General features: G+C 63.9%; 21 protein-coding genes. 4 read left to right on the top strand and 17 right to left on the bottom strand.

Annotation, left to right across the window (positions count from 1 at the left end; translation table 11 throughout):
• Positions 1–115: 115 nt before the first annotated feature.
• Positions 116–556, top strand: coding sequence for a host attachment family protein (locus CK221_RS18270; protein ID WP_164747059.1), 441 nt, complete (start codon positions 116–118; stop codon positions 554–556).
• A gap of 214 nt (positions 557–770) precedes the next feature.
• Positions 771–2573: a YbaL family putative K(+) efflux transporter gene (ybaL, locus tag CK221_RS18265; RefSeq protein WP_245430674.1), complete on the top strand. Its 1803-nt coding sequence runs from the start codon at positions 771–773 to the stop codon at positions 2571–2573.
• A 66-nt stretch (positions 2574–2639) separates the two neighbouring features.
• On the opposite strand, the gene CK221_RS18260 is transcribed toward ybaL, so the two are convergent.
• From CK221_RS18260 to CK221_RS18225, 8 genes are all read right to left on the bottom strand, one after another.
• On the bottom strand, positions 2640–3389 hold the full coding sequence (locus CK221_RS18260; RefSeq protein WP_067004093.1) for an SDR family oxidoreductase: 750 nt from the start codon (positions 3387–3389) through the stop codon (positions 2640–2642).
• A gap of 64 nt (positions 3390–3453) precedes the next feature.
• Positions 3454–5700: a transglycosylase domain-containing protein gene (locus CK221_RS18255; RefSeq protein WP_095778718.1), complete on the bottom strand. Its 2247-nt coding sequence runs from the start codon at positions 5698–5700 to the stop codon at positions 3454–3456.
• A 193-nt stretch (positions 5701–5893) separates the two neighbouring features.
• Complete coding sequence (locus CK221_RS18250) at positions 5894–6277, bottom strand: hypothetical protein (RefSeq protein WP_067004095.1); 384 nt, start codon at positions 6275–6277, stop codon at positions 5894–5896.
• Positions 6278–6464: 187 nt separating this feature from the next.
• Complete coding sequence (locus tag CK221_RS18245) at positions 6465–7508, bottom strand: beta-propeller fold lactonase family protein (protein WP_245430673.1); 1044 nt, start codon at positions 7506–7508, stop codon at positions 6465–6467.
• Between the two features lie 54 nt (positions 7509–7562).
• On the bottom strand, positions 7563–7709 hold the full coding sequence (locus CK221_RS18240; RefSeq protein WP_095778716.1) for a hypothetical protein: 147 nt from the start codon (positions 7707–7709) through the stop codon (positions 7563–7565).
• Positions 7710–7766: 57 nt separating this feature from the next.
• Complete coding sequence (locus CK221_RS18235; protein WP_095778715.1) at positions 7767–7973, bottom strand: hypothetical protein; 207 nt, start codon at positions 7971–7973, stop codon at positions 7767–7769.
• A 66-nt stretch (positions 7974–8039) separates the two neighbouring features.
• Entirely contained in the window at positions 8040–8660 is a 621-nt protein-coding gene (locus CK221_RS18230) for a ribonuclease D (RefSeq protein WP_095778832.1), read from the bottom strand.
• Positions 8661–8800: 140 nt separating this feature from the next.
• Positions 8801–10186, bottom strand: coding sequence for a M20/M25/M40 family metallo-hydrolase (locus tag CK221_RS18225; protein ID WP_095778714.1), 1386 nt, complete (start codon positions 10184–10186; stop codon positions 8801–8803).
• Between the two features lie 429 nt (positions 10187–10615).
• Here CK221_RS18225 and polA point away from each other — a divergent pair, with 429 nt between their 5' ends.
• Entirely contained in the window at positions 10616–13579 is a 2964-nt protein-coding gene (gene polA / locus CK221_RS18220) for a DNA polymerase I (RefSeq protein ID WP_179295167.1), read from the top strand.
• A 47-nt stretch (positions 13580–13626) separates the two neighbouring features.
• Here polA and CK221_RS18215 read toward each other — a convergent pair whose 3' ends face one another.
• From CK221_RS18215 to CK221_RS18180, 8 genes are all read right to left on the bottom strand, one after another.
• Entirely contained in the window at positions 13627–14031 is a 405-nt protein-coding gene (locus CK221_RS18215) for a Fur family transcriptional regulator (RefSeq protein WP_059184736.1), read from the bottom strand.
• 125 nt (positions 14032–14156) lie between these two features.
• Complete coding sequence (mgrA, locus tag CK221_RS18210; RefSeq protein WP_095778712.1) at positions 14157–15203, bottom strand: L-glyceraldehyde 3-phosphate reductase; 1047 nt, start codon at positions 15201–15203, stop codon at positions 14157–14159.
• Between the two features lie 107 nt (positions 15204–15310).
• Entirely contained in the window at positions 15311–16453 is a 1143-nt protein-coding gene (locus CK221_RS18205) for a Gfo/Idh/MocA family oxidoreductase (protein ID WP_095778711.1), read from the bottom strand.
• 11 nt (positions 16454–16464) lie between these two features.
• Positions 16465–17211 (bottom strand): sugar phosphate isomerase/epimerase, encoded by a 747-nt coding sequence (locus CK221_RS18200; RefSeq protein ID WP_095778710.1) that lies wholly within the window; start codon positions 17209–17211, stop codon positions 16465–16467.
• A 49-nt stretch (positions 17212–17260) separates the two neighbouring features.
• Positions 17261–18370 (bottom strand): ABC transporter ATP-binding protein, encoded by a 1110-nt coding sequence (locus tag CK221_RS18195; RefSeq protein WP_176478014.1) that lies wholly within the window; start codon positions 18368–18370, stop codon positions 17261–17263.
• Complete coding sequence (locus CK221_RS18190) at positions 18370–19293, bottom strand: carbohydrate ABC transporter permease (protein WP_095778830.1); 924 nt, start codon at positions 19291–19293, stop codon at positions 18370–18372. The genes CK221_RS18195 and CK221_RS18190 overlap by 1 nt, the downstream gene beginning before the upstream one ends.
• Before the next feature lie 13 nt (positions 19294–19306).
• Positions 19307–20200: a sugar ABC transporter permease gene (locus CK221_RS18185; RefSeq protein ID WP_067004111.1), complete on the bottom strand. Its 894-nt coding sequence runs from the start codon at positions 20198–20200 to the stop codon at positions 19307–19309.
• An 85-nt stretch (positions 20201–20285) separates the two neighbouring features.
• Positions 20286–21524 (bottom strand): ABC transporter substrate-binding protein, encoded by a 1239-nt coding sequence (locus CK221_RS18180; protein WP_067318935.1) that lies wholly within the window; start codon positions 21522–21524, stop codon positions 20286–20288.
• A gap of 382 nt (positions 21525–21906) precedes the next feature.
• Here CK221_RS18180 and CK221_RS18175 point away from each other — a divergent pair, with 382 nt between their 5' ends.
• A complete protein-coding gene (locus CK221_RS18175) occupies positions 21907–22950 on the top strand; it encodes a LacI family transcriptional regulator (protein WP_095778709.1) in 1044 nt (347 codons plus the stop codon).
• Between the two features lie 117 nt (positions 22951–23067).
• Here CK221_RS18175 and gndA read toward each other — a convergent pair whose 3' ends face one another.
• Positions 23068–24492 carry an NADP-dependent phosphogluconate dehydrogenase gene (gene gndA / locus CK221_RS18170; RefSeq protein WP_095778708.1) on the bottom strand — a complete coding sequence of 475 codons (1425 nt, stop codon included), beginning with the start codon at positions 24490–24492 and terminating at the stop codon, positions 23068–23070.
• Positions 24493–24701: the final 209 nt, after the last annotated feature.

The raw sequence follows: 24701 nt of genomic DNA, 5'->3' as shown, positions 1-24701 counted from the left end.
TCCAGTCGTTGGTTCATCCGGAACTATCATGCTCGGCGGCACGTTTCGCTAACGATCCATCCCGTCGGTCGAGCCGCGCTCGCGGGCTCCATTTGTGCTCAAGGCAAGGAGGAAAATCATGAACATCAAGCTTAAACGCGGTCTCTGGGTGGTCGTGGCCGACGGCGAAAAGGCGCTTTTCCTCCGCAATGAAGGCGACAGCAAGTTTCCGAACCTCGAGGTGGTTCAGGAGATGGAGCAGGAAAATCCCGCCACCAGGGAGCAAGGCACCGATAAACCGGGCCGATATGCCGAAGGACCACGCAGCGCGATCGAAGAGACCGACTGGCATCGCCTCGGCAAGGAACGTTTCGCAAGCGATATTGCCGACCGGCTCTACAAGCTTGCGCATCGGGGTGAGTTCGACCAGCTCGTGCTGATCGCGCCGCCGCAGGTGCTCGGCGAGATGCGGCAGAAGCTGCACAAGGAAGTCAGCGAAAAAGTGCAGGCCGAAATCCCCAAGACGCTGACCAATCATACCGTCTTCGACATCGAGAATCTGCTCAAAGCGGCCTGAGCGGCACGCAGGAACGCACAGTGCACGGGATTGATGCCGTGGCCCCCTGATGGCGGCTCGCTCTGATTTTCTCATCCGGCGTCCGATCGCGGCGCCGAATTCCGTCTAGCGGTGGTTGCGTCCCCGCCCCTCCCCCGACCATATTGCGAAGGGGCGGCGGCCCTCGGGCGGCGCTTATCGACATCGTGAATTCTCGAAAGGCGCTCCATAGACAATGCCGCATGACACGCCCCTGATCGCCACCATCGTCGCCGGTTTGGGGCTTGCCTCCGTTTTCGGAGCATTGGCCAACCGATTCCGCATCCCGCCGCTGGTCGGCTATCTGGTGGCCGGCGTGCTGGTCGGGCCGAACACGCCGGGCTTCGTCGCCGACGCCAGCCTTGCCAACGAGCTCGCCGAGATCGGCGTCATCCTGCTGATGTTCGGCGTCGGCCTGCATTTCTCGCTGAAGGATCTTTTGTCGGTCCGCGCAATCGCCGTGCCCGGCGCCGTCGTGCAGATCGGCTTTGCTACGCTGCTCGGCGTCGGCCTCGCCTGGCTGCTTGGCTGGTCGCTCGGCGCCGGCCTTGTCTTCGGCCTCGCGCTCTCCGTCGCCTCGACCGTCGTGCTGCTGCGCGCCATGCAGGAGCGGCGGCTGACCGAGACCGAGCGCGGCCGCATCGCGGTCGGCTGGCTGATCGTCGAGGATCTGGCCATGGTGCTGGCGCTGGTGCTTTTGCCGGCGCTCGCCGGCGTGCTTGGCGGCCAGCCGCAAGCCGACGACCATGCGAGCCTGCTTTCGCTGCCCGCCAGCCACGGCATATGGGGCGTGGTCGGCATAACGCTGGCCAAGGTCGTCGCCTTCGTCGTCGTCATGCTGGTCGTAGGCCGCAGGGTCATCCCCTGGATCCTCCACTATGTCGCCCATACCGGCTCACGCGAGCTGTTCCGGCTCGCGGTGCTTGCCATCGCGCTCGGCGTCGCCTTCGGCGCGGCGAAGCTGTTCGGCGTCTCGCTGGCGCTGGGCGCCTTCTTCGCCGGCATGGTCATGAGCGAGTCCGAGCTCAGCCACCGCGCGGCCGAGGAATCGCTGCCGCTGCGTGACGCCTTTTCCGTGCTGTTCTTCGTTTCCGTCGGCATGCTGTTCGATCCATTCAGCCTGGTCAGCAACGGCCTGCCGATCCTGGCCACTTTAGCCATCATCCTCATCGGCAAATCGCTCGCCGCTTTCGTCATCGTGATCGCCTTCCGCTATCCGGTCGCGACCGCGCTTATGATCTCGGCCAGCCTTGCCCAGATCGGCGAGTTCTCCTTCATCCTGGCCGAACTCGGCGTCGGGCTGAAGCTTCTGCCCGAACAGGGCCGCGACCTCATTCTGGCCGGCGCCATCCTGTCGATCCTGCTCAACCCGCTGATGTTCCTGATCGTCGACAGGATGAAGCCGTGGCTGGAAAAGCGCGCCGGCAAAACGGCAGAGCCCGAGGAATCAAGGCCGATCGGCCCGGCGACCGAGCCCGGCCAGGTGGCCTCGGCGGAGGCAGTGTCTGAAAGCGAAAATGGTCCGCCGCCGCGGACGGGACTCACCGGCCATTCCATCCTGATCGGCTATGGACGTGTCGGCAGCCTCGTGGGCGCCGCGCTGAAACAAGCCGCCCTGCCCTTCCTGGTCGTCGAGGATGCCGACAAGACGCTGGCGAAGCTGAGGGCCGAGGGCGTCGAAACGGTGGCCGGCAATGCCGCCAATGCGGACGTCTTCGCGGCCGCCAATCCGGAAGGCGCCAAACGGCTGATCCTCGCCATCCCCAACGCATTCGAGGCGGGACAGGTGGTGCTGCGGGCGCGCGCGGCCAATCCCGGCATCAGCGTCATTGCGCGCGCCCATTCCGATGCCGAGGTCGAGCATCTCAAGGCTCTCGGCGCCGACACCGTGATCATGGGCGAGCGCGAAATAGCACGCGGCATCGTCGAGGCGGTTACCGGCATGTCACCCGCTCGGCTGGACGACGCCGCTGTCGAGATCAGGCCGCAGCCTGCCTGACGCTCGTCTACACAAACCAAGCGGATCAGGGAACGAATAACGGAAGCGATGTCGCTGAGATGGAAGTCACACGTGCTGGCCGCCGTTGATGTGGATCTCCGAGCCGGTCACGTAGGACGCCTGGCCCGAACACAGGAAAAAGATGATGTCGGCCACTTCCGACGTGGCGCCCAGCCTTCTCAGCGGGATCGTCTCGACGATCTTGTCGGTGCCGGGCGACAGGATCGCCGTGTCGATCTCGCCCGGCGCGATCGCATTGACGCGGATGCCGTGCGGCCCGAAGTCATGCGCCATCTCGCGCGTCAGAGAACCCAGCGCCGCCTTCGACGTCGCATAGGCCGTGCCGGCAAATGGATGCACGCGCGTGCCGGCGATCGAGGTGACGTTGACGATTGAGCCCTTGGCGGCGGCGAGTTCCTTGAACAGTCCTCTCGCCAGCATGATCGGCGCGAAGAAATTGACCTGGAAGACGTCGCGCCAGACATGCATCGGCGTCTCGATCGAGTTCATCCGGCCGCCGTCCTTGAGCTTCGGCGAGATGCCGGCATTGTTGACCAGCGCGTGCAACTGCCCGCCATGCGCCTCCAGCCGGTGGCGGATTTCCGAGACGGCAATGCCGACATCCTCCTGATCGGCAAGGTCGACCTTGATGTGGTCCTCGGGACCGGCCGGCCATGGGCAGTCCTCGGCAAAGGCCTGTCGCGAGCAGGTAATGACGCGCCAGCCCTCGCGTGAAAAGCGTTTCACCGTCGCATGGCCGATGCCGCGGCTGGCGCCGGTGAGCACGATGGTTTTTCTGCTGTCGATTTCGGCCATGGCTGTTATCTCCGGCCGGACATGTAGCCGAAGGCGCCAGCCATTGCGAGAGGCGAGTTGCCGCTCAACCGCCGCTGAGGATGTCGAGGATCGACGTCTGGCGCCTTTTCTTCGGACCGCCGACATCGCCGGGCGGCACCGGATGCCCGACCGAGGCGGTGGTACCGCCGTCGCTCGGCATATCGAAGCCATCGGCATCGACCGTCTGGGCTGGACGCGCCTGCCGTGCGGGCGCCTGGGCGACAGGGCTCGACTGGCCGACGGGCGCGGGGGGCGCCGGCTGCGAGTTGTCCGCCGAGGGTATCTCGTCCGGCACGACCGTATCGGGCGGCGTCGATTTCCACGTGCCGGGCAACGGCCTGACCGGCAAGCCTTCATGCGCGGCGACCATGAATTCGTGCCAGGCCTGCGCCGGCAAGGCGCCGCCGGTCACCTTCTTCATCGGGCTGCCGTCGTCATTGCCGAACCACACACCCGTCGTGAGGTTGGCGGTATAGCCGACGAACCAGGCGTCGCGTGAATTCTGGCTGGTGCCGGTCTTGCCGGCCGAGGGCCAGTTGAAGGCCGCCTTCTTGGCGGTGCCGACTTCGACCGTGCCCGTCATCATAGAGTTCATCATGCCGACGATGTCGGCCTTGAGGACGCGCGGCGCGCTGCCGCCATTGTTCTCGTAGAGCACCTTGCCGCTAGCCGTGGTGACGCGCTGGATGAAATGGATATCCGGCTTGTAGCCGCCATTGGCGAAAGGCACATAGGCGGCGGTCAGTTCCAGCGGCGTCACTTCCGAGGTGCCGAGCGCGATCGAGGTGTTCGACTGCAGGTCGGATTGGATGCCCATGCGGTGCGCGGCCTCAACCACGGCGTCGGGGCCGACCTCCATGGTGAGTTGCGCCGCCACCGAGTTCAGCGACTTCGCCAGTGCGGTGGCCAGCGTCACCTTGCCATAATATTTGCCGCCATAATTCTCCGGCGTCCATTTGCCTATTCTGATCGGGGCGTCGTTGCGCACGCTGTCCGGTGTGCGGCCTGCTTCCAGCGCCGCCATGTAGACGAAAGGCTTGAAGGCCGATCCCGGCTGGCGCCGCGCTTCCGAGGCGCGGTCGAACTGGCTGGTCGAATAGTCGTAACCGCCGACCATGGCGCGAACGGCGCCGGAATCATCGATCGACACCAACGCGCCCTGGGTGACGTTGAGCTTCTTGCCGCTCTCGTCGATCAGCCGGCGGATCGACTGCTCGGCGAGCTTCTGCAGCGTCAGATCCACGGTGGTGTCGATGATGATGTCGCCGCGCACGTCGCCGATCAGGTCGGGAAGCTCCTCCATGACCGTGTCGGCGACGTAATTCTCCGAACCGGTCCAGTAGGAGGGCGAGCGCGTCGCCGGCGCGCTCAGCGCCATTTTGTATTCCTTGTCGCCGATCTTGCCTTCCTCGCGCATGGCGGCGAGCACGAGCTGTGCGCGTTCTTCCGCCGCCTTGGGATCGCGCGCCGGCGAAAGCCGCGACGGCGCCTTGAGCAGACCGGCCAGAAGCGCTGCCTCGGAAAGCGTGACATCGCGCGCGCTCTTGCCGAAATACCGCCGCGAGGCGGCCTCCACGCCATAGGCGCCGGACCCGAAATAGACCCGGTTGAGATACATTTCGAGGATCTGGTCCTTGCTGTGCTTGTGCTCCAGCCACAGCGCCAGCAGCACTTCCTGCACCTTGCGCTCCAGCGTGCGATCCGGCGTCAGGAACAGGTTCTTGGCCAGCTGCTGCGTCAGCGTCGAGCCGCCCTGCGAGAAATGACCGCCAAGGACGTTGGTGACCATGGCGCGCGCCAGCCCGATCGGGTCGATGCCGAAATGCGAATAGAACCGCCGGTCCTCGATGGCGACGACGGCCTCGGGAATATAGGGCGACATTTCATTGAGGCCGACGGCTTCGCCGCCGCTCATGCCGCGATTTGCGATGAGTTGCCCGTCGACCGAGACGATCTTGATGTTGGGCGCGCGGTCGGGGATCGACCATGTGGTCGCCGCCGGCATCTTGGCGCCGTAGTAGACGACGACGCCGGCCACCGCGATGCCGCCCCAGATGCAGAAAACGAAGCACCAGTAGAGCAGGCGGCCGAAGACGGAAAACAGCCCGCGCTGGCTGCGATCGCGCCCCCGGCCGCGCGATTTCGCCTTGGCGGATTTGCGTTTCGCTGCGGATTTGCGATTTGCCGGCACGACGCGATCCTCCTCGCTGACCGAAAAGCCGTCGGAGGATTTCGCCCGCGGCGAGCCCTCGAAGCTCGGTTCGATGCGACTGTCTCTGCGGTTCGCCATTGCGCTGTGCTTGCTGTCCCCGATGCCGATGGCGCTCGGGTTGCAGAGTAGATGCGGCGGTTTAAAGGCGCGTTAAGTGGGGAAGAATCGAAGTGATTGAAAATCAAATGTTTGGTAAGCGGCCACCTGACGGAGCGCGATCGGCGTGGGATTCCGGCCGCGCTCCAGCGTTTGCATAGGCGGTCGGCTCGGACTAGTCGAGCACGGCACGGACCGAGAGCGCAGCTCTCGATGCCCGCATGACATCGCCGACATGGCAGTAGCAGACGATCTCGTGCAGCTGATAGTCGGTCAGCTCGAAGAAGCGTTTTGCTTCGCCGTAGGTGTCGTTCTTCAAACCCTCGTCGTGCAGAACGGGGTCTTCCAGGGCGACGGATATGGGCGAGCCGGCGCCCCGCATGACATTGCGTTCCCGCGGGGCACGATACTCGGTGCCGATCAGCGCGGTCAGGAGCCGGTTTGGCTCACGTTCGAGAAGCTCCGCCCAACGTGCGAGGCGCTGGGTTCGGCTCATGACGGGTTTGGCGGTGCGGACCTCGGCAACGGCGTGCAACTGGTCCAGTGTCTGGTGCTTCATGGCAACCTCCTAGAGGCTAGGTTGGTCGGCCCCAAACTCCCTATACGCAGCATGATATCGCCGAACCGCGCGGACGTCATCCGTTTGCCGCCCACGCCGGCAAGATTTGATGGAGCTGCGCGCGGCCCCCGTCATTCTCATGCCGTCGCCAGAATATGGAGCCGAAATCACAGGCTTATCCTGGACGTCAAAGAACGCGGAACTCGGGCTCCGCCGCCTTTCGACCGACGATCGACGACAGGCCGTAGAAAGCCAGCGGCTGTTCCTGACAAGTCACCGCCACGACGCTGTTCGACTTGTCTATGTCCAGGCCCTTCGGCCCACCCTCCTCGACGCTGGCCCTGCCGCGCAGAAAGCTTTCGTCGTCGAGCACGGCGACCGAACGTGACGGCGTGCGGCGCCCCTTCCAGCCTTCGTCGCTTGCATAGACGTGAACCATCGGGCTGCCGGCGTCGGCGACAAGAATGTGGCTGCCGTCCTGCGTGAAGCGCAGGCCGTGCGGGTAGTTGGCATTTTCCAGGACACCGGCGGGCCGGGTCTCACCGCCAAGCGGTGCCGACATGTCGTAGATCTTCACGTCGTTGGTGCCGTGGCTGCTGACGGCGACCCACCGCCCGTCATGGCTGAGCGCGATGCCGTCCGGGATGTCGAGGCCCTGCTCCAGGAGAAGCTGATTCCACAGGGCGCGGTATCCCCATCGCCGGTGAATCACATGGCGGGTCACCCGATGCGTGTAGTTGTTACAGACCAGCAGGCTGAGCCGGCCATGCGACTCACGCCTGACGGCGACCGAGCCGGGCGTTCTCAATCTGCAAAATCGGCTGCCTTTGATCACGCGAAGTGGCGAGATTTCGTGCCCTTGTCCGGCCGGATCGCCTTGCGGCAGGGCGAAGACGGCAACCAGCCCATCGCGATTGGCGACCACAAAAGTCCTGTTGTCGATGAAATCGAGGCCATGCACCTCGCCCATGCTGTCCGATCTGAGCTCCACGAAGCCACGGATAACGATGCTCGGTGCACCGGCCGTCGGCTCTATGTCGATGCGCAGCATCAGGCATCGCCTGCGTCCATATCCGGCGACGGCAAGCAAGCGGTTGTCGGGCGAAAAGCGCAGGTCCTCGGTCCGTCCGATCGCGGCGAGCGCATCGTTCACGGCACCGGTGGCCTCGAAATCGATCCGGGGATTCATATCAAAAACCACCACCGCTCCAGCGAGCGGACCCGGATGCAATAGGCGCTATCCGGAGCCGACCGGTCAAGTCCGCGAGATGCGGACGTGGTGAGATCAATTCTGTTGGATCGAAATGCCCTTGTCGTCGATCTTGAGCTCCACGCCTTTCGGCCTGGTCTGCTCGCGGTAGATGTAGATGCCAAGCGCGATGATCACGACGACCAACGCGCCGATGATGAGGTAGAGCATATTCTGTCTCATCTCGCCCCCTTCTTGCAGCCGAGTCTCGCGCCTGCTTCGAGGCCCTGCGGCGGTCGCTCACTGGTCGCTGTCATCATTGGCCGATGCAGGCCGCCAACTGGTCGGCTCGACTTTTTTCTGGGTGTTGCTGTCGGTGTAGACCCACCAGCCGCCGTCGCGGTATTGCCCGACGGATTCGTTGACCACGCCGTGTTCGTCGTTCCACAGGATCGTGACCTGCGAGCCGTCCTTCGGCGCGCTCGCTATCGGTTTGCGCTCTGCCATTCAATCCCTCCCCATCTCACGCCGACAATGGACCGGCAGCAACGTCGCTCGACGCGCCGGGTTCCGTCAGCTATGCGCGAAGATATCCTCTTCGGCCCAGCCCATCAGATCGAGCTTGGCGCGCGTCGGCAGGAAGCGGAAGCAGGCTTCGGCCTCCTTGGTGCGACCCTCGCGCGCAAGCCGCGCGGCCAGCACCTCGCGCAGCCGGTGCAGGTAAAGCACGTCGGAGGCGGCATATTCGAGCTGCTCGGGCGACAGTGTTTCCGCCGCCCAGTCCGACGATTGCTGCGCCTTGGAGAGGCCGATACAGAGCAGTTCGTTGCATATATCCTTCAGCCCGTGGCGGTCGGTGTAGGTACGGGTCAGCCGCGAGGCGATCTTGGTGCAGAAAACCGGTTCGGCCATGACGCCGAAAGCGTGATAAAGGACGGCAATGTCGAAACGGCCGTAGTGAAACAGCTTCACCACGGCGTCGTTCCTGAGAAGGCTGACGAGGTTGGGCGCCTCCTTCTGGCCTGGCGCGATCTGGATGACGTCGGCGCTGCCGTCGCCGGGCGAGATCTGAACCACGCAGAGCCGGTCACGATGCGGGTTCAAGCCCAGCGTTTCCGTGTCGATGGCGACCGCACCGACATTGTAGCGGGAAAGGTCTGGCAGATCGTGCTTGTGGAAACGGATGTCGGTCATTCTCTTCTCCGGATCGCGGCCAGCGGCGCACCCGTTTTTGGACGCGAAGGCGCCGCGCATTGCGCTATCACGCCCGTCCTTGCCGCGATCCGGAAAAAAATCAACAGAAAGTTGATTTTCGCGGTCCGCGCGGGTTCACCTCAGCGTGTCAGAGCATCGAGAATGCGCGCCCAGGAACGCTGCCCCTTGTGGAAGGAGGTGAGTTCGTACTTCTCGTTGGGCGAATGGATGCGGTCGTCATCGAGGCCGAAGCCGACCAGCAGCGATTCCATGCCGAGATAGGTCTGGAAATCGCCGACCACGGGGATGGAGCCGCCGCCGCCGGTGGTGACAGCCTGCTTTTCCCATTCGTCGGAGAGCGCATCCTTGGCCTTGGCCAGGAACGGCGAGTCGTAGGAAAGCTGGATCGCCGGCGAGCCGCCATGCGGATGGAATTCGACGGAGCAGTCGCCGGGAATCCGATCGCGCACGAAAGCCTGGAAGGCGGCGCGGATTTTTCTCGGATCCTGCTTGTGGACGAGCCGGAACGACACTTTCGCCGATGCTTCCGCCGCGATCACCGTCTTGAAGCCCTTGCCGGTATAGCCGCCGATGATGCCGTTGAACTCGGCCGTCGGCCGTGCCCAGGTGAGTTCGAGCACGGAGCGGCCCTTTTCGCCGGCGGGAATGGAAAGCCCGACCGGTCCGAGGAAGGTCTCGGCGGTCTCGCCGAGCCCCTCCCAGGATTTCAGCACCTGCGAGGGCGTCTCCTCGACGCCGTCATAGAAGCCCGGGATGGTGACACGGCCGTCTTGATCATGGATGTCGGCGAGGATTTTGGTCAGGATCCGGATCGGATTGGCGGCCGGGCCGCCATAGAGGCCTGAATGCAGGTCGCGGCTGGCTGCCTTGACGGTGACTTCCTCGCCGACCATGCCGCGTAGCGACACGCAGATCGACGGCGTCTCGCGGTTCCACATGCTGGTGTCGCAGACCAGCGCGAAATCCGCTTTCAGCTCGGCGGCGTTGGCCTCGAGAAAGGGCTTGAGCGACGGCGAGCCGGACTCTTCCTCGCCCTCGAACAGGATCGTGACGCGGCACGGCAGATTGCCGTGCACCTGCTTCCAGGCGCGGCAGGCCTCGACGAAGGTCATCAGCTGACCCTTGTCGTCCGCCGAGCCGCGCCCGGCGATCACCTTGCGTCCGGGCCCGATCTCCTTGATCGCCGGCGCGAACGGGTCCGTTTCCCACAGCTCGATCGGATCGACCGGCTGCACGTCGTAATGGCCGTAGAACAGCACATGCGGCGCCCCGGCCGGTCCTGCGTGATGCGCCACCACCATCGGGTGGCCGGGCGTGTCGCGCACGCTGGCGTCGAAGCCGATCAGCTTGAGCTCGGCCGCCAGCCATTCGGCGCCCTTGCGGCAATCGGCGGCAAAGGCCGGGTCGGTGGAGATCGACTTGATACCAAGCAAGCCGAAAAGCCGCTCCAGGCTCTGGTCGAGGTTCTGGTCGAGACGGTCAAGGACGGGGGAGAGTCTGGACATTTCTTCAGCCTTTCGATTCTGGCCCGACCCTAAAGGGGCGAGCAGAAAACGCAAAGCCGCGATCGTTGGACCACGCGTTCCGGCAACACGCGGGCTGGGAGACAAAAAAGAACCGCCGTGGTGGAGGGGGAACCACGGCGGTCTTTACTCGAAACGTTGCGGCAGCCCGGAGAGGGGGGATAGGCTGCCGCAGTTGCCCGGGATAGGCGGGGGACGGGCCTTACTCCGGACTTCGGCGAAAATTGCCGATGACAGCTATTTGGGTCTGTGAAAATGGCGATTCAAGGGCACGAAGATTACACTTTTGTAACATGCCCGTGAGCGGCTGAATTTTGTCCGAGACCTGTCTGTCAGGGGTGTTGCCGGAACCGGCCGTTTGCGCAGCCTTTGGCATGGACCGCGAAGCTTGGCCGCGCTATCCCTGCCGGCATGAAAAAAGGCGATCATCTCTTTCTTGTCGACGGCTCCGGCTACATTTTCCGCGCCTACCACGCGCTGCCGCCGCTCAACCGCAAATCCGACGGCCTGCCCACCAGCGCCGTGCTCGGCTTCTGCAACATGGTATGGAAGCTGATGCAGGACGCCCGCAACACGAACGTGGGCATCGTGCCGACCCATTTTGCCGTCATCTTCGACTATTCGGCGAAGACCTTCCGCAGCGATCTTTATCCCGAATACAAGGCCAACCGCTCGGCGCCGCCGGAAGACCTGATCCCGCAATTCGGCCTGATCCGCCAGGCGACCGTGGCCTTCAACCTGCCCTGCATCGAGATGGAAGGCTTCGAGGCTGACGACATCATCGCGACCTATTGCCGGCTGGCCTGCGAGGTCGGCGCCGACACCACCATCATCTCCTCCGACAAGGACCTGATGCAATTGGTCGGCCCGACGGTCGGCATGTACGACCCGATGAAGGATCGCCAGATCGGCATTCCCGAGGTGATCGAGAAATGGGGCGTGCCGCCGGAAAAGATGATCGACCTGCAGGCGCTGACCGGCGACTCCGTCGACAACGTGCCCGGCGTGCCCGGCATCGGCCCGAAGACCGCGGCGCAACTTCTGGAGCAGTTCGGTGACCTTGACGGCCTGCTGGCGCGCGCCGGCGAGATCAAGCAGGAAAAGCGGCGCGAATCGATCATCGCCAATGCCGACAAGGCGCGCATCTCGCGCGAGCTGGTGACGTTGAAGAACGACGTGCCGCTCAAGGAGGGGCTGGACGACCTTGTGCTGCATGCCCCGGACGGGCCGAAGCTGATCGGCTTCCTGAAGACGATGGAGTTCACCACGCTGACACGCCGCGTCGCGGAAGCGACTGCAACCGAGATCGGCGACGTCCAGGCTTCCAGTGTCACCATCGAGCGCGCCGACACCGCACATGGTCCCGATGTCGGCGCCGGCACGCCGACTGCCTCAAGACCGGCGGCGACGCCGAACGGCGCCGCGAAGCCTGCAGCACCGGTCAGGCCCCAGGATGCCCCACCGCAGGGCGATACGCCTTCCCTGCTCTCCGCGCTGCGGCTGGAGCAGGCGACGGCGCGCAAGATCGATCCCGCGGCCTATGTCGCCATTCGCGATACGGCCGCGCTGAAGGCCTGGATCGCCGAAGCGAGGGAAGCCGGCATCCTTGCCTTCGACGCCGAGACCTCTTCGTCCGATCCGATGCAGGCCGACTTGATCGGCCTGTCCATGGCGATCGCGCCGGGCCGCGCCGCCTACGTGCCGCTCGCCCACACGAGCGGCAATGGCGACCTGCTTGGCGGTGGCATGCTGGCGGACCAGGTCCCGGTCCGCGACGCGCTGGCTCTGCTCAAGCCCCTGCTCGAGGACCGGTCGGTCCTCAAGATCGTCCAGGACATGAAATACGACATCGTCGTGATGAGCCGGCATGGTATCGAGGTCGGCCCGTTCGACGACACGATGCTGATCTCCTACGTGCTCGACGCCGGCACATCCGGCGGGCATGACCTCGCCTCGCTGTCGGAGAAGTGGCTCGGCCATGCGCAAGGCACGAAGAAGGAGCTTGCCGGCTCGGGCAAGGGCGCGGTCGGCTTCGACCAGGTCGACATCGTGCGGGCGACCGCCTATGCCGGCGAGCAGGCCGATCTGGCGCTGCGGCTGTGGCAATTGCTGAAGCCGCGGCTCGCCGCCAAGGGTCTCGTCTCCGTCTATGAAAGGCTGGAGCGGCCGCTTGTGCCCGTGCTTGCCCGCATGGAGCAGCGCGGCATTTCGGTCGATCGCCAGATTCTCTCCAGACTGTCCGGTGAGCTGGCGCAAGGCGCCGCCCGCGCCGAGGAAGAGATCTATGGGATCGTCGGCGAGCGCATCAACATCGGCTCGCCGAAGCAGCTCGGCGACATATTGTTCGGCAAGATGGGGCTGCCGGGCGGCTCCAAGACCAAGACCGGCCAGTGGTCGACCTCGGCGCAGCTGCTGGAAGACCTCGCCGCCGAAGGCCACGAGCTGCCGCGCAAGATCGTCGACTGGCGCCAGCTCACCAAGCTGAAATCGACCTATACCGACGCCTTGCCCGGCTTCATCAATGCCGACACCAACCGCGTCCACACTTCCTATGCGCTGGCCGCGACGACGACCGGTCGTCTGTCATCCTCCGATCCCAACCTGCAGAACATCCCGGTGCGCACCGCCGAAGGCCGCAAGATCAGGACCGCCTTCATCGCCGAAAAGGGCCACAAGCTGGTCTCGGCCGACTACAGCCAGATTGAATTGCGCGTGCTGGCCCATGTCGCCGAAATCCCGCAGCTCAAGCAGGCTTTTGCGGACGGCGCCGATATCCACGCCATCACCGCGTCCGAAATGTTCAACGTGCCGGTCGCAGGCATGCCTTCGGAAGTGCGGCGGCGTGCCAAGGCGATCAATTTCGGCATCATCTACGGCATCTCGGCCTTCGGTCTGGCGAACCAGCTGTCGATCCCGCGCGAGGAGGCGAGCGCCTACATCAAGCGCTATTTCGAGCGCTTCCCGGGCATCCGCGACTATATCGAGGAAACCAAGGCCTATGCGCGCGAATACGGCTTCGTCGAAACGATCTTCGGCCGCCGCATCCACTATCCGGACATAAGGTCCTCCAACCCGTCGGTTCGCGCCTTCAACGAGCGCGCTTCGATCAATGCGAGGCTCCAGGGCACTGCGGCCGACATCATCCGCCGCGCCATGGTGCACATGGAACAGGCGCTGGAGAAGGCGAAGCTGTCGGCCCGCATGCTCTTGCAGGTGCATGACGAGCTGATCTTCGAGACGGTGGAAGCGGAAGTCGAAGCGACAATTCCCGTGGTGCGCCGCGTGATGGAGAACGCGCCGATGCCGGCGGTCTCGATGTCGGTGCCGCTGCATGTCGATGCGCGGGCCGCCGACAACTGGGACGAGGCGCACTGATACCTTCGTCATCCTCGGGCTTGACCCGAGGATGACGACTCGAGGGGCTAAGCCGCCTCAGCTCTACACTTCGCGCAAACCCCGCGAAACTCGATCACCGCCTTCTTGGCGGCGAAGCCGGTCGAGCGCACCCATTCGTCCAGCCGGTGGTCGACATCATGGTCGGACATTTCGGTTACCTGGCCGCAGCTGTCGCAGATGGCGAATGCGGTCATCGAATGACTGTGGTCGTGCGGCTCGGCGCAGGCGACGAAGGAGTTCAAGCTTTCGAGCCGGTGCACGAAGCCCGACTTCACCAGCGTGTCCAGCGCGCGGTAGACCTGCAGCGGCGCCCGGAACCCGCGCTCGCGCAGTTGGTCGAGCAGCATATAAGCGCTCAGCGGCCCGCTGGCGGCTTCGAGCTTCTCAAGCACGCACAGCTGGTTCTTGGTCAGCGCATCCCTTGCCGTCATCTTGTCTCCGGTCGTCGCGTCGTTTCGCGTGCCGACTGCGCACGCGAACGGCCTTTGGTCCATGAGATAGCGACGAACGCGCATCTTTGCCACTGTTTCCGCAGCTGGCGGCCCGGCGCGGGCCACTACTTGCGTGGCGGCCCCTTGCGCTCGGCGGAGGCCGCCCAAAGATTGATGTCGGCCTCGCGCGCATAGGTGTCGATCTCGGCAAGCTCGGCGTCGCTGAAGTCGAGCGCCTTGAGAGCGCCGACGCAATCCTCGACCTGTTCCGGCCGGCTGGCGCCGATCAGCGCCGTCGTCACGCGTCCTTTGCGCAGCACCCAGGCCAGCGCCATCTGCGCCAGCGTCTGGCCGCGCCGGCTAGCGATGGCGATCAATGCCTTGATGTTGGTGACCGACTTATCGTTGATGAAGGCCGGACGCAGCGACTTGCCCTGGGATGCGCGGCTGCCTTCCGGGATGCCGCCGAGATATTTATCGGTCAACATGCCCTGCGCCAGCGGCGAGAACACGATCGAGCCGATGCCGAGCCCTTCCAGCGTATCGAGCAGCCCGTCTTCCTCGACCCAGCGGTTGAGCATGGAATAGCTCGGCTGGTGGATCAGGCAGGGCGTGCCGAGCCGCCGCAGGATGTCGGCCGCCTCGCGGGTGCGCTGCGAATTGTAGGAGGAGATGCCGGCATAGAGCGCCTTGCCCGAGCGCACCGCATGGTCGAGCGCGCTCATCGTTTCTTCCAGCGGCGTCTCGGGATCGAAACGGTGGGAATAGAAAATATCGACATAATCGAGCCCCATCCGCTTGAGGCTCTGGTCGAGGCTCGCGAGCACATATTTGCGGCTGCCCCATTCGCCGTAGGGGCCGGCCCACATCTCGTAGCCGGCCTTGGTCGAGATGATCAGCTCGTCACGATAGGCGGCGAAATCGGTGCGCAGGATCTCGCCAAAGGCGGTCTCGGCCGAGCCGGGCGGCGGGCCGTAATTGTTGGCGAGATCGAAATGCGTGATGCCGAGGTCGAAGGCCTTGCGCACGATCGCCTGCTTGGTCCTGTGCGGCGTGTCATTGCCGAAATTGTGCCACAGCCCGAGCGAGATGGCCGGCAGCTTGAGGCCGGACCGTCCGCAGCGGTTGTAGACCATCTTCTCGTAGCGATTCTCGGCGGCGATATAGGGCATAGGGAATCCTTGGGAGAGGCGGCCGGGATCGCCGCTAGGTGACTTGAATCGATGCTCGCCCCGCACCTTTACCCTCTCCCCGCCGAAACGGGGAGAGGGGTTGCCACCTACTTTTTCTTCGCCAGCAGCGCCTTCCCTTCCTTGATGCCGAGCGCCGCCGGCCGCTCGCAGGTCGTTTGCATGGCGACGAACTTGCCGCTTTCGCCGGAGCGCAGGACGCCGGTCATGACATCGACGGCATGCAGCGCAAGCTCCATCGAGCAGCGGTGCGGCCGCCCTTCGCCGATCGCGATCGCCATGTCGGCAAGACCTGCCGTGCGGTAGTTGGCCATCATGCCTTGGCTGTGCATCTCATTGGGCACGCCGAACGGATGATCCCACTTGGGAAGCTTCTTCACCGGCTTGGTCGCATCGGTGAAGCGGACTTCGCCGCCGAAGAAATTCGGGTCCGGCACAAAGACGGTGCCCGCCTCGCCGTAGAGCTCCATCGGCGCATGGCCGTGGCTCCACACGTCCCACGAGGTGTTGAGTGTCACCACCGCGCCATTCGCGAATTCCAGCAGCGCATGTATGGTGGTCGGCGTGTTGACCGGGATTTTTTCGCCCGCGCGCGGTTTGGAGCTGATGGTGCGCTCCTTGGCCGGCGTCGCCGCGAAAGCCGCGACCTGCTTCACCGGCCCGATCAGCTGGATCAGGTTGGTGACATAGTACGGGCCGATGTCGAGCACCGGACCGGCGCCCGGCTGGAAGAAGAAGTCGGGATTGGGGTGCCAGTGTTCCATGCCATGGCCCATCACATGGCAGGTGCCGCTGGTGATCTTGCCAAGCTTGCCGCTGTCGATCAGATCGCGGGCCAGCTGATGCGCGCCTCCGAAAAACGTGTCGGGAGCCGAGCCGATGCGAAGCCCCTTCTTCTCCGCCCGCTTCTTGAGATCCAGTCCTTCCTTGACCGACAGCACGAAGGGCTTTTCCGAATAGACGTGCTTGCCAGCGTCGAGCACCGCCTTCGACACGTCATAGTGCACGGCCGGAATGGTGAGATTAACGACGATGTCGATGTCGTCATCTTTGAGAAGGTCGTTGACCGTCTCGGCGCGGAGCTTGAACTCCTTCGCCCGCATCTTCGCCGCGTCCATGTTGATGTCCGCGCAGGCGCGCATCTCGATGCCGCGGAAGAGCGGCGCCAGCGAGAAATACGCCTTCGAGATGTTACCGCAGCCGACGACGCCTACGCCAAGTTTGTTTGCCATGATGGTATGTCCTAGAAATTCTTGACGGATTGGATCGAGCGACGGGCGAAGCGCTCGATGTCGTTGGGGTTGTCCTGCTCCATGACGAAGTACTTCGTCGCGCTTTTCGCGCGCAACGTCTTGATCAGGCCGGCCCAGTCGATGGTGCCGTGGCCGACATCCGACCAGCCGTCCTCGTCCAGCCCCTCCCCCGGCTTCGCCATGTCCTTGACGTGGACGGCACTGATGCGCTTGCCGTGTTTTTCGATCCAGGGCAGCGGATCGGCGCCGCCGCGCACCACCCAGGCGACGTCCATCTCCCAGCCGATGTCAGGCGCGGCGGACAGGATGTGCTCCTGCGGCAGCGAGCCGTCGGCGAGCGGCTTGAACTCGAAATCATGGTTGTGCCAGGCAAAGCCGTAGCCGGCCTTCTTCGCGGTGTCGCCCACCTTGGCAAGCCGCTCGCCGAAGCCGCGCCAGCCGGCGGCGTCGCCCGGCCGCGCATCGGGCATGAGGTAGGGGCAGATGAGCAGCGAGATGCCGAGCACATCGGCAATCCTGCGCACGCCGTCGAAATCCTTCTCCAGCGCATCGATCGAGAAATGCCCGGTCGGCATGGCGAGCCCGTTCTTGTCGAGCTCGGCGCGGAAAGCCTTGGGATCGTCATAGACGCCGCCGAAACCTTCGACTTCTTTGTAGCCCAGTTCGCCGAGCATTTTCAGCACGCCGTCCCATGGCTGGAAGTTGCGGGCACTGTAAAGTTGGAATGACCAGTTCATCTGTCTGTCCGTTCTGTTTGATGGTTCCGGGAGGTTGTGGTCTGGGAGGTTAAAGGCGACTGTCGGTCTCGGCGTCGAACAGCGAGGCGCGCGCCGGATCGAAGCCGATGCGGATCGCGTCGCCGCTGCGCAGCGTCTTGTCGGCTTCGACGCGGAAGGAGAGGATCTGGCCGCCGAGCTTCGTCCACACCAGCGTGTCGGAGCCCATCGGATCGACAATCTCGACAGTTGACTCGGCGGTGAACGGCATGGCCCTCGCCGCTTCGCCAAAAGCGATATGCTCCGGTCGGATGCCGAACACGCAGGGCTTGGCGGCGCGCCCGCCTTCGTTGTCGAACTGATAACGGCCGAGCGGCACCGAAACACCGTCGGCCTTGAACACCGGCGCGTCGCTTGCTTCCAGGTGCCCCTTGATAAAATTCATCGCCGGCGAGCCGAGGAAGCCGGCGACGAAGCGGTTGACCGGGCGATTGTAGATCGTCTGGGGCGCATCGAGCTGCTGGATGACACCGCCTTTCATCACCGCGATACGGTCGGCCAGCGTCATCGCCTCGATCTGGTCGTGGGTGACGTAGATCATCGTGTTCTGCAGCCGGCGGTGCAAAAGCTTGATCTCGACGCGCAATTCCGACCGCAGCTTGGCGTCGAGGTTGGAGAGCGGCTCGTCGAACAGGAAGACGTCGACGTCGCGCACCAGTGCCCGCCCGATCGCCACGCGCTGCCGCTGGCCTCCGGAAAGCGCCGACGGCTTCCTCTGCAACAGCGGCTCGATCTGCAGGATCTCCGCCGCGCGCGCGATGCGTTTGGCGATCTCGTCCTTCGGCACGCCGGCGACGCGCAGGCCGAAGGAGAGGTTCTTCTCCACCGTCATCTGCGGGTAGAGGGCGTAGGACTGGAACACCATGCCGATGCCGCGATCCTTCGGCTCCTCCCAGGTGACATTCTTGCCCTTGATGAAGATGCGGCCCTCGGAGATGTCGAGCAGGCCGGCGATGCAGTTCAGCAAGGTCGACTTGCCGCAGCCGGATGGCCCGAGCAGCACGATGAACTCGCCCTCGGCTACGTCGAGATTGAGCGTCTTCAGCACCGACATGACGCCGAAATTCAGCGACAGGTCCTGGATCGAAACGCTGGGATTGGCGATCGCTGCTGCCATCATCATCCTTTCACCGCGCCGGAGGCGATGCCGCGCACGAAGAGCTTGCCGGAAACGAAGTAGACGATGAGCGGCACAAGGCCGGTCAGGATGGTTGCGGCCATGTTGACGTTGTACTCCTTCACGCCCTGTACCGAGTTGACGATGTTGTTGAGCTGCACCGTCATCGGATAGGTGTCGGGGCGGGTGTAGACGACGCCGAACAGGAAGTCGTTCCAGATGCCTGTCACCTGCAGGATGATGGCGACGACGAAGATCGGCAGCGACATCGGCAGCATGATGCGTAGATAGATGCCCCAGAAACCGGCGCCGTCGACGCGCGCGGCGCGGAACAGTTCCTCCGGCATGGACGTGAAATAGTTGCGGAACAGGAGCGTCAGGATTGGCATGCCGAAGATCGAATGCACGATCACCAAGCCGGTCAGCGTGCCGTAGATGCCGATCTCGCGCAGGATGATGACGATCGGGTAGATCATCACCTGATAGGGAATGAAGGCGCCGACGATCAGGATGATGAAGAAGGTGTCGGCGCCCTTGAAGCGCCAGTTGGCCAAGGCATAGCCGTTGACCGACGCGATCGCGATCGACAGCAGAACCGACGGCACGGTGATGCGCACCGAGTTCCAGAAGCCGCGCGACAGCCCGTCGCAATTGAGCCCGGTGCAGGCCTGCGACCACGCCTTGACCCACGGCTCGAAGGTGATCTCCAGCGGCGGCGAGAAGATGTTGCCGAGGCGGATTTCCGGCATGCCCTTCAGCGATGTGACGATCATCACGTAGAGCGGCAGCAGGTAATAGAGCGCCACGACGATCAGCGTGCCGTAGAGGAAGATGTTGCGGCGCGAGAGCGCGTGCCGCGGCTTCGTTCCGCTCGGCCCCGATGCATCGCGCGACGAGGCTTCGCGCCGAAGAGCGTCACTGGACATGGAGGCAGCAGCTTCAGCCATGCTTCTTGCCTCCGAATTCGAGGTAGGCCCATGGCACGATGACGATCACCACCGAGAGCAGCATCATGGTCGAGGCGGCAAAACCCTGGCCGAGATTCTGGGCGAAAAACATGTAGTCGTAGACGTATTTCGCCGGCACTTCGGAAGCGATGCCCGGACCGCCGCTGGTCTGCGCCACCACAAGGTCGTAGACCTTGACGATGCCGGCGGCGATGATCACCAAGGTGGTGATAAAGACCGGCCGCATCATCGGGATGATGATGAAGAGATAGGTCTTCCACATCGGTATGCCGTCAACCCGTGCGGCCTTCCAGATGTCCTCGTCGATGCCGCGCAGGCCGGCGAGCATCAGGCACATGATCAGTCCCGTGCCTTGCCAGAGCGCCGCGATCGAAATGCCGTAGATGACGATGCTGGAATTGTAGAGAGGATCGAAGCTGAAGCTCGTCCAGCCGAGGTCGCGCACGACACGCTGGATGCCGAAATCGGGATTGAGCAGCCACTGCCAGACCAGCCCGGTGACGATGAAAGAAAGTGCGAAAGGATAGAGGAAGATCGTGCGAAACGTGTCCTCGAAGCGGATCTTCTGATCGAGCAATGCCGCGAGGATGAAGCCGATCACCAGCGAGAACAACAGCGAGATCACGCCGTAGATCAAAAGGTTCTCGATCGACACCAGCCAGCGCGGCGTCGCCCATAGCCGGTAATATTGGTCGAGGCCGACGAAGTTCAGCCGCGGCAAGAGCTTCGAATTGGTGAAGGAATAGAGCACCGTCCAGGCCGTGCCGCCGACGAAGACGACCAGCGCGGTCAGGATCATCGGGATTGATGCGACCTTGGCGTTGAGGTTGCGTAAAAGCTGGTTGGGGCGTTCGCTGTTGCTCATCTCGGCAGCCGGGCTGGGACAATGAGGACATCACGCTCCCGACCCCGGATAGGCGGGGGCCGGGAGCTGGCGGGGGCGCCGTCGATCAGTCGGCCGACGCGATGATGTCGGCGAAGCGCTTCTGCGCCTCTTCGAGCGTCATGTCGGGCTTGGCGAAGAATTCGGAGAACAGATCCTCCTTCTGCTTCTGGCTGTCCTGCGACAAGAGCTGGTCCGTCCACGGGATCACCGCGCCCTTGGCGAGGATGGCGAGGCCCTTCTTCATGCAGTCGTTCGCCGTGTTGAGGTCGACGTCGCCGCGCACCGGAAGCGAGCCCTTCTTGAGATTGAAGGCGACCTGGGTCTTCGGGTCGAGCAGCGTCTCGGCCAGAACTTCCTGAGCCTTGGCCTTGTCGGCATCCTTGAGCAGCGGGAAGTAGAACGCGTCGCCGCCCGTGGCGATGACCTCGTTCAGGCCGAGACCGGGCAGGCAGGTGTAGTCTTTGCCGGCGGTCTTGCCGGCGACCTGGAACTCGCCCTGCGCCCAGTCGCCCATGATCTGGCCGCCGGCCTTGCCGGTGATAACCAGATTGGTTGCCTGGTTCCAGTCCTGCACATTGGTGTTCTTGGCCATCTTACGGGCGTCGTCGGCGGCCTTGAACACCTTGGCGATTTCGGGACCGCCTGCGAATTTGGCGTCCTTGTCCCTGTAGACCTTGAGGAAGGCGTCGGTGCCGCCGACGGCGGCAAGCAGCACGTCGAAGGCGCCGGACGCCTGCCAGGGCTGCCCGCCGACGGCGAGCGGGATGATGCCGGCCTTTTCCAGCGCCGGCGCAGCCGCCACGAATTCATTCCAGTCCTTCGGCATCGGCACGCCGGCCTTCTGGAAGGCTTCGTTCGACAGCCACAGCCACTGCCAGGAATGGATGTTGACCGGCACGCAATAGATCTTGCCGCCGATGGTGCACGAGTCGAGCAGGCTCTTCGGCCGCACGATTTCCGTCCACTTTTCCTTGGTGGCGAGATCGGTGAGGTCGCGCATCAGCCCGGCCTGGACGAGCTCCTCCGCCTGCCGGCCGTGGTTGAACTGGGTGGCGCCCATCGGGTCGCCGCCGGTGATGCGGCTGATCATAATCGGCCGCGCTGTGCCGCCGGAACCGGCGATGGCGCCGTCGACCCAGTGATTGCCGGTCGCGTCGAACGCCTTGGCAAGTTCGGCCACCGCCGCCGCCTCGCCGCCCGAAGTCCACCAATGGGTGACTTCGAGATCGGTCGCGGCCGCCGGTCCGGCGAAGTTCAGCGCGGCCGTCGCAGCGAACGCGGCGGTCAGGAATTTGTATCGCATTTCGGTTCCTCCCAGAATCTGAAACGTTACAGATTTTCGATACGGCAAATGGCCCTTATAGGCAACCCCTCGAATGTAAACGGCATGGGATTTCTTCGGGGCACGAACAAAATCCTCTCCAAAGCCTGTCGGGGAGTCGATGGTGCGGCCAATCGATGCGAAAAGCAGAGGTAAATCGAGATTTGTTTATGATTCCAGTGGCTTTCAGTCCACCCCTCCAGCGCTGACCGCAACGAGTGCGACCTGCCCATTGATCATGGGCGTTGGCAATCTGTAACGTTTCAGTGTATTGCACCGTGTCACGGGCTGAAGGCCGCGCAAATGCGATGGGCGCGATTGCCGGCCGGCCTCGCGGCTGCTATGCGCCTGACGGGCGGGACGAATGGACAGACGAGCAAACGAGAAGGACGACGACACGTCGGCTAAGGAACGGCCGACGCTGAAGACGCTTGCCTTCATGACCGGGCTCGGCGTCACCACCGTCTCGCGCGCGCTGAAGGACGCGCCTGAGATCGGCGCCGAGACCAGGCGGCGCGTGCAGCTCGTCGCCAAGCAGATCGGCTATCGCCCGAACCGCGCCGGCGTGAGGCTGAGGACCGGCAAGACCAACGTTATCAGCCTGGTGCTCAACACCGAGCACGAGCTGATGAGCTTCGTCTCGGACATCATCTACGGCGTCACCGAGGTGATCGCCGACACGCCCTATCACCTGATCGTCACGCCCTATTCGCGCTCGCAGGACCCGCTGGATCCGGTCCGCTATCTGGTGGAGACGGGCTCGGCCGACGGCGTCATCATTTCACGCACGCAGCCCAACGACCCGCGCGCCCGCTATATGCTGGAACGCGGCATCCCATTTGCCACGCATGGCCGCACCGACATGGGGCTGGTGCATCCCTATCACGACTTCGACAACTATGCTTTCGTCGGCGAGGCGGTCCGCCATCTCGCCGGCATGGGCCGGCGCCGGCTGGCTCTGGTGACGCCGCCGGTCGGCCTCACCTATTACGACCACACGGTGAACGGTTTTGCCGATGCGCTGAGCGAGGTCGGCGCCAGCGAGGTGCCGTTCAACACCGTCTCCATCGACCACACGATCGAGCAGATCAGGATGCGAACCGCGCAGCTCATGCGCCGCGAGAGCCGTCCGGACGGCATCGTCAGCAGCGCCGCCGCCGCTACGCTCGCCGTTGTTGCAGGCATCGAGGACGCCGGCTTGAAACTCGGCCGCGATGTCGACGTGGTGTCGAAACAGTCCTCGGAACTGCTGCATTTGTTCCGGCGCGAACTGCTGGTCGTGAACGAGAATTTCCGGCTCGCCGGCTCCGAGCTTGCCCGCGCCGTGCTCGGCTGGATCGGCGGCAAGGAACCTGGCTCGCTGCAATCGCTGAGCAAACCGAGCGAGGTCCTGCCCTATCGGGGTTGAACTGGCGCGACTTGAGAGTCAGGTCAGGCTGAGTTGGCGGCTTCAGAGAACCGGAAGCGTGCTTGAGTAGCACCGGGAGCGCAGGAAGCCGCCTTTGCACCCTGGCATAACCTGACTCTAGGCGGCGCCGCTTCCCCACGGCCCATGGAACGCCCCCTCCTCGCCGATGCGCTCGAAACCGTGCGCGCCGAAGAAATCGCGCTGCGCCTGGATCAGGTTCGACGTGCCGCGGCCCTGGCGATAGCTGTCGAAATAGGCGAGCGCCGAGGACAGCGCCGGCACCGGTGAGCCGGCCTCGGAGGCCCGCGCCACGATGCGCCTGAGCGACGGATGCGCCTCCTTTATCATGGCGATGAAGGCCGGCGCCATCAGGAGATTGGTCGAGGCGCCGCCTGAGCCGAAGGCCTCCGCCATCGTGTCCAGCATCTGCGAGCGGATGATGCACCCGGCACGCCATATCTTGGCAATGGTCGGCATCGGCAGGTTCCAGTTGAATTCCTTTGAGGCGCCGCTCATCACAGCAAAACCTTGCGCGTAAGCCGCGATCTTGCCGGCAAACAGCGCCAGCTCGAGATCCTTCAGCAGCGCCGCCTTGTCGCCGGAAATCTTCTCGACGCCGATATTGCCGTAGGCCTTTTCCGCCGCCTGCCGTTCGTCCTTGATCGACGACAGCACGCGCGCCGCTACGGCAGCCTCGATGGCCGTCGCCGGAATGCCGAGCTGCTGCGCTTCGATGACCGACCATTTGCCGGTGCCCTTCTGGCCGGCGCGGTCGAGGATGACGTCGACCACCGGCTTGCCGGTCTTGGGATCGTCGGCTGCGAGAACCTTGGCGGTGATCTCGATCAGGTAGGAGTTGAGCCGACCCTGGTTCCAGCCGTCGAAGACCTTGCCGATCTCCTTCGGCCCCATGCCTAAGCCGTCGCGAAGGATGCCGTAGATCTCGGCGATCATCTGCATATCGGCATATTCGATGCCGTTGTGAATGGTTTTGACGAAATGGCCGGCGCCGTCGGTGCCGAGCCAGGCGGCGCAAGGCTCGTCCTTGAACTGGGCGGAGATCGCCATCAGCACTTTCTCGACACGCTTCCAGGAGTCTTCCGTGCCCCCAACCATGATCGACGGCCCGTGGCGCGCGCCCTCCTCGCCGCCCGACACGCCCATGCCGATAAACGTCAGGCCGGAGCCCGACAGCTCGGAGAAGCGCCGCATCGTGTCGCGGAAATTGGCATTGCCGGCATCGATGACGATGTCGTTGTCGGAGAGCACGCCGCGCAGCGCCGCGATCTGCTCGTCGACCGGCTTGCCGGCCAGCACCATGATGATGATCGGCCGAGGCGGCCGGATCGCTGCGGCGAGTTCCTCCAGGCTGTAGCAGGGCACAACCATGTCCTTCAGCGGACCGGCGTTTTCGACGAAGGCGCCGGTGCGCGACGGCGTGCGGTTGAAGACGGCGATGCGGTGCCCGTGCTCGGCGATGTTGAGCGCCAGGTTGGAGCCCATCGTGCCAAGGCCGATCAGGCCGATTTCGGCTTTTTCCATCGTTTCTTCCCTGCTTTCGAACTTTTGTTGAAGCCGCGTTTTGGACGGATGATTGACGGGCCTTCGCGACGGCGTCAACCGCCTCGCCGAATTGTGTCGCGGTCTAGCAGGCTGTTGAAGAAGTGCATTTGCGGGCGATGAAATTAGCATCGTCGCCGTTGTGGAAGCAGATTTGGCCCATGATCGAGCCGTCAGGTTGGATTTCGGCC

It is taken from the genome of Mesorhizobium sp. WSM3868 (assembly GCF_002294785.1).
In the GTDB taxonomy this organism is placed as follows: Bacteria; Pseudomonadota; Alphaproteobacteria; order Rhizobiales; family Rhizobiaceae; genus Mesorhizobium.
Note: the sequence above shows the minus strand (reverse complement) of the source record. Positions and strands in the feature narration are given on the sequence as shown.